Consider the following 10,865-nt stretch of genomic DNA (forward strand, 5'->3'; position numbering starts at 1 on the left):
TTTCCTGGGGGGAAGTCAGCGGGATATATCTTTGAAACATACCCCGCTTCTATAGTTGTATTAAGCGCTAGCGCGGCGACGATCAACTTCAGTCGTTGGTGCAGCAGCTTGTTCTTTTACAAGTTCAATATCGAACTGGATGTGTTTGAAAGGACCTTTTAAGCCACGTTTTGAAATTTCAGCTTCATCAGTCACATCCACCGCAGTTGCCACCAGGCCTTCACGGGTTGCGAATGCAAAGTCATCCCACAGGTACTGGTCGCCTTCGATGTTGAATTGAGTGGTCAGCTTGCGGTAGCCCGGTGCAGATACGAAGTAATGCACATGCGATGGACGGTTACCGTGACGGCCTAATTTGTCCAGTACAAACTGAGTTGTACCTTCTGGAGGGCAGCCATAACCGACCGGCATTGTTGTGAGTGCAACGTATTTGCCGTCTTGGTCACTGAAGATAGAGCGACGTAAGTTGAAATCAGACTGTGACTTATCAAAGAATGAATAGTTCCCTAGGCTGTTGGCATGCCAAATTTCAACTTTAGCGCCTTCGATGATATTGCCTTCAGTATCCGTCACTGTCCCTTCAATGATCAACGTTGGGATTTTGTCTGATTCAGAACCATCATCCATACGTGCAAAGCCAACTGACTCTGGTGCACCTGAGACATAAAGTGGGCCTTCAATGGTACGTGGTGTACCACCGCTAATTCCTGCTTTTGCATCTGCTTCATCAGCACGTAGGTCCAAGTAATGCTCTAGACCCAAACCTGCAGCCAATAAACCTAATTCGTTCGCTTGACCGGCATCAGTAAAGTATTCCAGGCCTTTCCACAGTTCTGACTGGGAAATATCAAGATCTTCGATAGCCTGGAAAAGGTCGCCCAATAAACGCACAACAACTTGTTGTACACGTTCATCTACAGGACCTGTCGCTGTATCAACGTTCATTTGCTTAACTAATGCATCAATTTCTTGGCGATTCATACTATTGCTCCTAAAGTATGTCTTTCATCTTTTAGTGGCGCACTTTTTTAGCTTTCATTGGCTGGCTAAATCTGGCTGGCCACAATCCTTGTTGAGGTACCCTCTGTTTTCGATTCGGAAGGGGAATCCGGTGACTCCCAATCCGCTCATTTAATCAACTGTCGTCATCTCGAACTGAAGATGGGTGACGGTTTAATGCCATCACTTCAATATTCATATAAGGATAGAGCGGCAAGCCTTGTAACAGGTTGTGCAACTCTTCATTGCTTTCAACATCAAAAATACTGATGTTTGAGTACTGGCCCGTGATGCGCCAGATATGACGCCATTTGCCTTGACGCTGCAATTCCTGCGAATAGGCTTTTTCAACAGCCTTAATTTCGTTTGCCTGTTCAACTGGCAGGTCACGTGGAATGTTTACATCCATACGTACGTGGAAAAGCATGGGTTTCTCCTGATTACTGACGACGCAAGTTGTCAATCTTGTTTTCATCCAACTCAATCCCCAGACCTGGTCCTTTCGGAATCTCAAGTTCAAAGTTTTGATAGTTGAGTGGGGTTTTTAAAATATCTTCAGTCAGCAGCAAAGGACCAAACAGCTCGGTACCGAACGCCAGACTTTCAAAAGTAGAGAACACATGTGCCGAAGCAATCGTGCCCACCGGGCCTTCCAGCATGGTGCCGCCGTACAGGTCAATACCTGCAAGTTTGGCAATCTTGCCTACTTCACAACCTTCGATCAGACCACCTGACTGGGCAACTTTCACTGCAAAAACAGATGAACCGTTTTGTTTGGCAATCTCATACGCTGAGTGCGGGCCCATTAACGATTCGTCTGCCATGATGGCAACATCAAAACGTCGGGTCAGACGGCGCATGGCATCCAGGTTATCAATTGCACATGGCTGCTCAATCAGATCAACACCGCCGTCTTGCAGCAACTGAATTCCTTTAATGGCGTCTAATTCTGACCAAGCACGGTTCACATCCACACGAATCGAAATGTCTTTGCCCAGGGCTTTTTTAATCGCCAGCACATGCTCAACATCTTCTTCAACTGGACGGGAACCAATTTTGAGTTTGAAAATGTTATGGCGTTTTGCTGCAATCATTTTTTCTGCTTCAGCAATATCTTTTTCTGTATTGCCTGAAGCCAAGACCCAAAGCACTGGAATACTGTCACGTAAGCGGCCACCTAAGACTTCACTGAGCGGCTGCTGCATGCGCTGTGCCTGAATATCTAGCAGGGCAGTCTGAATCGCGCATTTGGCAAAACGGTTACCATTAATATTCTTTTTGATCGCTTGTAATGTTTGTGCAACATTTAAACCGGATAATGTCTTTAAAAGGGGGGCGAAATAAGTTTCAATATTGACTTTAACGCTTTCCGGGCTTTCATCACCATAACCTAAGCCGCCGATCGTCGTTGCCTCACCCCAACCGATATAACCATCTTCAGTGGTGATTTTAACTAAGACCAGGGTCTGGGTTTGCATCGTCGCCACAGCCATCTTGTGAGGGCGAATGGTCGGGATTTCTACCAGCAAGGTTTCAACTGACTTATACATAATACGGATTCACATTCTTGCTTTAATGCTTCGATTTGATATACCTTAAAAGAATAATGTTGATTGGTCTAAGATCGATTTAGCATTTTTTTATACTTTAAAGGTATTCTAGATCATGGAACTTAGACATTTACGCTATTTTGTTGCGGTGGTAGAAGAGCAAAGTTTTACTAAAGCGGCAGAAAAACTATTTATTGCTCAGCCTCCTTTAAGCAGACAGATCCAAAACCTTGAAGCAGAGCTGGATATTCAGTTATTTGAGCGTGGTAGCCGTCCATTGAAGACCACAGAAGCAGGTCAGTTCTTCTATCAGCACGCTGTTAAACTTTTGTCTAATGCGGAAGAAATTAAGTCGATGACCAAGCGCATCGGCATTGCAGATCGCACCATTACCATCGGTTTTGTTGGTTCTTTATTGTTCGGTTTACTGTCGCGTATTCTGTTTTTGTTTAAACAGCAGCATCCTTATCTCAAAATCGAGATGATGGAAATGAATACTTATGAACAGATTCAGGCCCTCAAAGAAGGCCGTATAGATGTCGGTTTTGGCCGCTTAAGAATCTCGGATCCGGCCATAAAACGAGTGTTGTTGCGTGAAGAGCGCTTGGTGGTGGCAGCACATGCCAGTCATGTCCTTGCTCAACGCGAGAGCCTGCATTTATCTGAACTGGTCGATCAGCAGTTGTTTTTATATCCGAATACGGGAAAGGCTAATTTTGCCACCCAGGTGCGCGGCATATTTTCTGAGTATGGATTAGAGCCTAAAAATCTGCGGATTGTACGCGAATTGCAGCTGGCACTCGGTTTTGTAGCGGCGGGAGAGGGTGTTTGTATCGCGCCGGAAAGTGCACAAAATATTAAATTGGCCCATCTCAACTTTATACCTTTAGCAGATGCATTTGCTGTGAGTCCTGTATTTATGGCCATGCGTAATATGGATGAAAGTGAATATATCCACTACCTATTTGATGCTGTCTATCAAGTCTATGATCTTGAAGCATTAAAGTATGATCGTTCGGTGTTTTAAGTCCAATCAATTATCTCAAGAGGCACAGCAATCAGCAGCTCTTGGCAAGTTTATCGGCCTATGTTAAAAAATATTCCACGATTCAATAATATATTTTTTAATTAATTTAAATGCTTAGCCTGAATCAGACTTTATAGGTATAAAGACATGCCTATTCAGTTTTGGACATTATTCTGCATCTTCTTCATTGTGGCTTTCATAAATTGAACTTCACAATCTGGAGGTGGAGATGTCTACAAATAAAGTGAATATAAATACGCTGATTGATGAAGCAAAGTTCACGCCCTTTCACTGGGGCGTGCTGATCTGGTGTTTGCTGATCATTATTTTTGATGGCTATGATCTGGTGATCTATGGGGTCGCCTTGCCTCTGTTGATGCAAGAATGGTCATTAACTACAGTGCAAGCCGGGATGCTGGCCAGTACCGCATTATTTGGCATGATGTTTGGTGCCATGACTTTTGGAACCTTGTCCGATAAGTTAGGTCGTAAAAAAACCATCATGATGTGCGTGGCTATTTTTAGTGGATTCACATTCATCGGTGCTTTTGCGACATCACCGGTCGAATTCGGAATCTTACGTTTCCTTGCCGGCTTAGGGATTGGCGGGGTTATGCCGAACGTGGTGGCCTTGATGACCGAATATGCGCCTAAGCGTATCCGCAGTACTTTGGTGGCCTTAATGTTTAGTGGCTATGCAATTGGCGGTATGACCTCTGCGCTGTTAGGTGCATGGCTGGTGCCACAATATGGCTGGAAAATCATGTTCTTGTTAGCCGGTATTCCACTGTTACTTTTGCCAATTCTTTGGAAATACTTGCCAGAATCGCTGATGTACTTGACCAACAAGCAACAGACTGCACAAGCAAATGATATTATTCAAAAAATATCTCCGACACAGGTTATTACCAGTGACACCCAGTTTGTACTGAATGAAGTACAAAAAGGCGATGAAGCCCCATTAAAAGCACTATTTCAACAAGGTCGCAGCTTCAGTACCTTCATGTTCTGGCTGGCGTTCTTTATGTGCCTATTAATGGTCTATGCCTTGGGAAGCTGGTTACCTAAACTGATGATTCAGGCAGGTTACTCGCTAGGTGCAAGTATGATCTTCCTGTTCGCCTTGAATATTGGTGGAATGGTAGGTGCCATTGGTGGTGGATATCTCGCAGATAAATTCCATATCAAAAAAGTGCTAACTATCATGTTCTTATGTGGTGCCATTGCATTAATTCTGCTTGGTTTTAACAGTCCGCAATTCGTGTTGTATACCTTGATTGCTGTGGCAGGCGCTGCAACAATTGGCTCACAAATTCTGCTCTATACCTTTGTGGCGCAGTATTATCCATCGACGGTACGTTCTACCGGTATGGGCTGGGCATCTGGTATTGGACGTATTGGTGCGATTGTTGGACCGGTACTCACTGGTGCTTTATTAACCATGAATTTACCGCATCAAATGAACTTCTTTGCAATTGCGATTCCTGGCGTAATCGCTGCGCTAGCAATTTTCCTGGTGAACTTAAAAACTTCCGTAGATGGCCAAGCCCTTGCAACGTCTAGCGTAAAGCCGAATCCATTGGCAAAAGAAGCGACACATTAAGTTAGATTTCAATCAATAAAGATAATATTCCCAATGATATAGATCGCCATCGTAACGGGTGGTAATCTGTTGCTAGAATCGAAACGCATAATAAAAAGCGAGTTTAGGATGAACACGACACAATTATTTAATCAACCAACAATCACATTCAAGCGCACAGTTCTGATGAGCATGATGGCAATGAGTTTAGGGGGCATCAGCTTATCGACTCAAGCACAAACCTCCACTCAGTCGAATCAGCAGGAAATTGAACAACTGCGCCAGGAAGTTCAGGCCTTACGCGCACTGGTTGAACAACAGCAAAGACAGACGGCTGTGGTCACTGCACATGTTGCAGCAACACCCGCTCCAGCAAGCAAACCTGTCATGAAAATTGCCAGTGGTGCCGAATTTAATCTTTACGGAAATGTCCGAGCCGATGCCTCTTATCAGGTAGAGGGAACCAGTCGAGATTTGCCATACAACCATATTAATGCTGTGGCATTAGAAGGAAATAATGAAAATAGTGATCGTTTAAGATCAACACTTTCTGCTACCCGCTTAGGAATGGACTTCAAAGCACCTGTCGGCGCTGGGGACAAAGCCCTGAGTGGTAAAGTTGAAGTAGACTTTCTGGGCGGTGCAAGCTTTGATAATTTACGTATCCGCCATGCTTATATCAGCTATGCCAACTGGTTAATTGGTCAAACCTGGTCAAACTTTGCGGTACCAGATTATATTCCAGAAACTGTAGATGCACTGGTTTATGCTGGCGGTTCAATTAAACGGACTCCACAAGTTCGTCATACCAGCACCTTCAGCCCGGCTACCAATCTGGTACTGGCGGTAGAAGATCCAAAAGATGGTTCTATTAAGCAGCGTCTACCTGCTTTAACAGCACGGTTAAATCATAAATTTGCTGATAATCTTACCGTTAGTGCGCGTGCCATGGGCCATGAAAAACGTATCAATGAAGATGAAGAAATGGCGTGGGGTGTGGGTCTGGGAACAAAATATGAAGTTGTACCGGGTACCACTTTAAAAGCGGATTATTATCATGTTAAAGGCGATAGCAGCTTTGTTTCTTTTGCCAATACAGGTGTTGTTGCAGCAGGTGGAAATCTTTACCAAAGTGAATTTGACTCGATTACAGTAGGTATTACCCAGCAGTTTAATGACAAATTGCGCGGTACATTAGGTTATGGCTATATGAGTTTTGATCAGGATGCTGGTTATTTGGATGCTGTTGATCCAACTAAAGCCAATAAGGATCTCTGGCAGGCTTGGGCTAACGTTTTCTATAGCCCAACCAAGCCTTTAAGTTTCGGTCTGGAATATGTCTATGGTGAACGTGAAGCGTATGGGCCAGTTTTAAATACGGCAGGTGATGCAGCAATTAGTGGTCGTACAGGTGAAGACAACCGAATCAATGCGGTTGCGATTTACAACTTCTAAGACTTCTTTCAATGAGAGAGTCTGATCTGTAACAGAAGCGTGGATGAATTAATCCGCGCTTTTGCTGTTTTGGAGAATGGTTTCTGTCAGCAGATTGACTGCATCTTCAATCTTGGCTGTCCATTCAAACGAACAGTTCAGGCGAATATAATGTTGGCCGGCAGGCTCCGGCTTAAACAGCAGTGCAGGGGCAATTGAAATATGCTGTTGAAGCAATTGTTCATAGAGCTGTTGGGCATCGACTTCTTTGGGCAACTCAATCCAGAGAAAATAACCACTGGAATAATAATAAATTTCACAGACGGCGCCTAAACGCGCTTTGAGTTCCTGATAAAATTTCTTTTTATATTTTTCCAGATGCTGCCTTAAATGGCGTAAATGTTTTTCATAATGATGATGTGAAATAAATTCGACCAGCGCATTTTGAAGTAAGGGACTGACCGTTAAAGTGCTCATGAGCTGTAAGTGCTGAATGGCATCGGAAAATGGGCCGGCATATACCCAACCGACGCGTGCGCCCATTCCCAGTGTTTTGGAAAATGAAGCACAGTGCAGTACCATTTGATGTTGATCAAAATATTTAACTGGTAAGGGCTTGGCTGCACCATAATTTAATTCCTGATAAACATCATCTTCGATTAAATACACCTGATATTCATGCAAAAGCTCCGCAATTCTCTGTTTGATTTCAGAACTGACGGTAAAACCAATCGGATTATGGGCATTCAGCATCAGCCAGCACACCTTGATCGGATACTGTTTCAAAGCCTGCTCAAATGATTCGAGATCAAAACCAAACTGTGGATGTTCCAGGATGGTAATTACCTGTAATCCCAGACGCTCGGCTGCCTGCCAAGCCCCATAAAATATAGTTTGCTGTAACAGGATAAAATCACCAGGTTGGGTTAAGGCCTGTAAGGAAAGGTTTAGTGCTTCTAGTGCACCTGATGTAATGACAATGTCATCCGGATTACAACTAATACCTTGCAATTGATAACGGTTGGCAATCAGTTGTCGCAAGTCCTGATTACCGGGCGGCATGTGATTCTGGTTGTTATAGCTGCTTTTTCTTTTGGCCTGCTGTGCCAAAATCTGCATAAATTTAGCGTTATATAACAGCTCTGCATTGGGAAAGGCAGACCCAAAAGGCACAATTTCGGCTGACTGAGTCGATTTTAAATAATTAAATACCACTGAGTTGATTTGAATTTTAGGATTTAAACCAATCTGGGCGGACTGTTTGCTATTGAGCAGCGCTTGAGTGTGTTCTGCAACGTAATAGCCTGATTTGTCTTTGGCATAGACCAGACCTTGTGCTTCAAGTTCCTGATAAGCATTGAGTACCGTCATCAGGCTATAACCAGATAATTGGGTCTGTTCGCGAAGTGAAGGCAATTTTTCATGTGCCTTCCATACGCCATTTTCAATCATCTGACGGATATTCTGTGCCAGTTTTTCAGACTTATACATACACTTTCTTGAACTATAACTGTTCTAATTATTTTGATTTATAACATATTTTAAGATGCTTAATATAACAAAAGGGAGGACTAGGCTTATTGTCATTCTATTTTTAAGCTTGAGTCTTGATGCACTACAACTAAAGTGAAAATCAGGTCTCAGATTTTCTGTGGAAATTTTATCTCTACATAAATTGTATTCCCATTTTTATACGCCTCAGTCACTTGGCTTAATTTGTCACAATTCGATACTTACAAAGTTAGATTTCCTTGCTAAATTCGATCCACATGATGATAAAAAGTAAGTTACGGTTTCAGACCGAGCCATCATGCAACTATAACAACGATACGAAAATACGGACCAATAACAAGCACAAAGGAGTGGAGAATGCTCGGAAATATGATGTTTCAGCCTTTACTGATCAGCAGCATGATTGAACATGCAGGACGCTATCATGCCGATACCGAGGTAATTTCCAAAAATACCGATACCACTATTACAGTGACCAATTGGGGAGAAATTCACCAAAACTCGAAACGTTTTGCCAATGCATTACAACAACTCGGCTTGGCGCAGGGAGATCGGGTCGCGACTATTGCCTGGAATAATCATCGCCATTTAGAGTCCTGGTATGCCATTTCTGGCAGCGGCCTGGTCTGTCATACCATTAACCCGCGCTTATTTCCGGAACAGCTGATTTTTATTATGAATGATGCTGCGGATCGCGTGGTGCTGTTCGATAAAACATTTGTCCCTTTAATTAAAGCCGTGAAAGCGCTGTTGACCTCGGTCGAGCATTTTATCTGTCTGGATGCGGCGGATCCGGCAGTCAGAGAAGCGATACCAGAAGTACAATTTTATGATGATCTGATTGCCGGCCAAAATGCAGATTTCGAGTGGCCAACACTTGATGAAAACTCAGCAAGCTCTCTGTGTTATACCTCAGGAACCACGGGCAATCCTAAAGGTGTGCTGTTTAGCCATCGCTCTACGGTATTACATAGCTATGCCATCATTTTACCTGACTCATTAAATGTCTCGGCTCGGGATATTATGTTGCCGGTCGTGCCGATGTTCCATGTCAATGCTTGGGGAACACCGTATGCTGCCGCGATGGTGGGATGTACCCTGGTCCTTCCTGGACCGGGTCTGGATGGCGCCAGTCTGGTCAACCTGATTGATACCTATCAGGTTTCGGTAGCACTTGGCGTACCGACCATCTGGCAGGGGTTGATTGCAGCCGCAAACCAGTCAGGTTCCAAACTGGAAAGCCTAAAACGGAATGTAGTGGGCGGATCGGCATGCCCACCGGCCATGCTAAGAGCGTTCAAAGAACAGTTTAATTGTGAAACGATCCATGCCTGGGGCATGACGGAAATCAGCCCACTGGGTACGGCAAATCAGCTCAAGACCAAACATTTGCATCTGTCTGATGAAGAAAAATTACAGATTCGGCTGTCCCAAGGCCGTCCGCCATTCGGGGTTGACCTACGTTTGACTGATACAGAAAAAGGGACGCACGAAATTGAACGTGATGGACAGACCACAGGAAATTTACAGGTCAAAGGGCATTGGGTCATCAGCCATTATTTCGGCAAGGAAGAATCAGCTTTGACTGCTGACGGCTGGTTTGATACCGGCGATATTGCTACGCTGGATCAGGATGGCTTTATGAAACTCAGTGACCGTTCTAAAGATCTAATCAAGTCTGGCGGAGAATGGATTTCATCGGTGGAGCTGGAAAATATTGCCATGGGGCATCCGGAAATTGCGATGGCTGCCGTAATTGCCGCCCAGCATCCTAAATGGGATGAGCGCCCGGTATTGATTGCGATTAAAAAATCGGACAGTCAGCTGAGTGAGACAGAGCTACTCGATTATTATGCTGATAAAGTCGCTAAATGGCAGGTTCCAGACAGAGTGGTTTTTGTAGACTCAATTCCACTAAGTGGAACTGGAAAGATGCTGAAAAAAGATTTGCGGGAACTCTATGGGAATATTCTTTTAGAGCAGGCTGTCGGTTAGAGCCTCAACATGAAATTTTGATTGAGCCATATATGACATATCTTTTGTCATAAGAAAAGCCTATTCTAGAGAGGATAGGCTTTTTATAAATACTCATATCATTGATTTTTAAAGTTATATATGGAGTTTTAGGGCATTGGTTTTAGAAAATTATAAAATCTTAAATTTCTTTTTCATAAAGTAAAAAGCTAATAAAACACTTAACCAAAATAAATAATTTAAAAGAAAATAGTTAAAGAGAAATTCATCTTGATCCCAGAAAATAAATAACACACTTATATTATTAGCAGGTGATGTAAAATCTCCATCAATTAAGAATACAAAAGGAAATCCTCCTGCAAGTCTATGTACTTCCTCAATTTGATCTACCACTATACGATTAATAGGGATGTATCTTTGATAAAACAAAGATACCGAGGTTAGTGCAAAAGATAAAATGCTGATATATAATATTTTTTTCATAGACTAATTCTTTGTCTTTTAAGTTTATCAAAAACAACCAATAACACAGCCAGGAAATAGAGTCAGAAGAATGGTTGGTATATTGCTATACATTTCAACTATTCTTTAAAAAACTACCCTTTACGAATTTGTCTAAAAAGAATAAAACTAACGTAGCAATAATTAGAGAAGCTAATATAGAGATGGATCCGGAAATTTGAACAACTCCTATAAGTGATACTCTGCTCCTCAAATGATGTTATAAACATCAATATATGGAGTATTTTATGGCACGTAGACCAAGAAGAAATCATTCAAACGACTT

General features: G+C 42.9%; 9 protein-coding genes. 4 read left to right on the forward strand and 5 right to left on the reverse strand.

From position 1 onward, the window contains the following. Positions 1–60: 60 nt before the first annotated feature. The 3 genes from catA to FTT73_RS11335 all read right to left on the reverse strand — a co-directional run bounded on the left by catA (position 61) and on the right by FTT73_RS11335 (position 2,549). Complete coding sequence (gene catA, locus FTT73_RS11325; RefSeq protein WP_180191443.1) at positions 61–981, reverse strand: catechol 1,2-dioxygenase; 921 nt, start codon at positions 979–981, stop codon at positions 61–63. A 154-nt stretch (positions 982–1,135) separates the two neighbouring features. After that, positions 1,136–1,426, reverse strand: coding sequence for a muconolactone Delta-isomerase (gene catC / locus FTT73_RS11330; protein WP_004647036.1), 291 nt, complete (start codon positions 1,424–1,426; stop codon positions 1,136–1,138). A gap of 13 nt (positions 1,427–1,439) precedes the next feature. Beyond that, positions 1,440–2,549: a muconate/chloromuconate family cycloisomerase gene (locus tag FTT73_RS11335; RefSeq protein ID WP_180077830.1), complete on the reverse strand. Its 1,110-nt coding sequence runs from the start codon at positions 2,547–2,549 to the stop codon at positions 1,440–1,442. A 115-nt stretch (positions 2,550–2,664) separates the two neighbouring features. Here FTT73_RS11335 and FTT73_RS11340 point away from each other — a divergent pair, with 115 nt between their 5' ends. From FTT73_RS11340 to FTT73_RS11350, 3 genes are all read left to right on the forward strand, one after another. Beyond that, entirely contained in the window at positions 2,665–3,576 is a 912-nt protein-coding gene (locus FTT73_RS11340; protein ID WP_180191444.1) for a LysR family transcriptional regulator, read from the forward strand. Between the two features lie 229 nt (positions 3,577–3,805). Next, positions 3,806–5,179, forward strand: a complete 1,374-nt coding sequence (locus tag FTT73_RS11345; RefSeq protein ID WP_180191445.1) for an aromatic acid/H+ symport family MFS transporter — start codon at positions 3,806–3,808, stop codon at positions 5,177–5,179. Positions 5,180–5,287: 108 nt separating this feature from the next. Further along, complete coding sequence (locus FTT73_RS11350) at positions 5,288–6,613, forward strand: DcaP family trimeric outer membrane transporter (protein ID WP_180191446.1); 1,326 nt, start codon at positions 5,288–5,290, stop codon at positions 6,611–6,613. A gap of 48 nt (positions 6,614–6,661) precedes the next feature. Here the strand turns inward: FTT73_RS11350 and FTT73_RS11355 are convergent, their stop codons facing one another. Next, complete coding sequence (locus tag FTT73_RS11355) at positions 6,662–8,083, reverse strand: PLP-dependent aminotransferase family protein (protein ID WP_180191447.1); 1,422 nt, start codon at positions 8,081–8,083, stop codon at positions 6,662–6,664. A 378-nt stretch (positions 8,084–8,461) separates the two neighbouring features. On the opposite strand from FTT73_RS11355, the gene FTT73_RS11360 reads away from it, so the two are divergent. Then, positions 8,462–10,099: a long-chain-fatty-acid--CoA ligase gene (locus FTT73_RS11360; RefSeq protein WP_180191448.1), complete on the forward strand. Its 1,638-nt coding sequence runs from the start codon at positions 8,462–8,464 to the stop codon at positions 10,097–10,099. Positions 10,100–10,249: 150 nt separating this feature from the next. Here FTT73_RS11360 and FTT73_RS11365 read toward each other — a convergent pair whose 3' ends face one another. After that, positions 10,250–10,561 (reverse strand): hypothetical protein, encoded by a 312-nt coding sequence (locus tag FTT73_RS11365; protein ID WP_005096948.1) that lies wholly within the window; start codon positions 10,559–10,561, stop codon positions 10,250–10,252. Positions 10,562–10,865: the final 304 nt, after the last annotated feature.

Origin of the sequence: Acinetobacter sp. YH01006 (assembly GCF_013420445.1) — a bacterium.
In the GTDB taxonomy this organism is placed as follows: Bacteria; Pseudomonadota; Gammaproteobacteria; order Pseudomonadales; family Moraxellaceae; genus Acinetobacter; species Acinetobacter pseudolwoffii.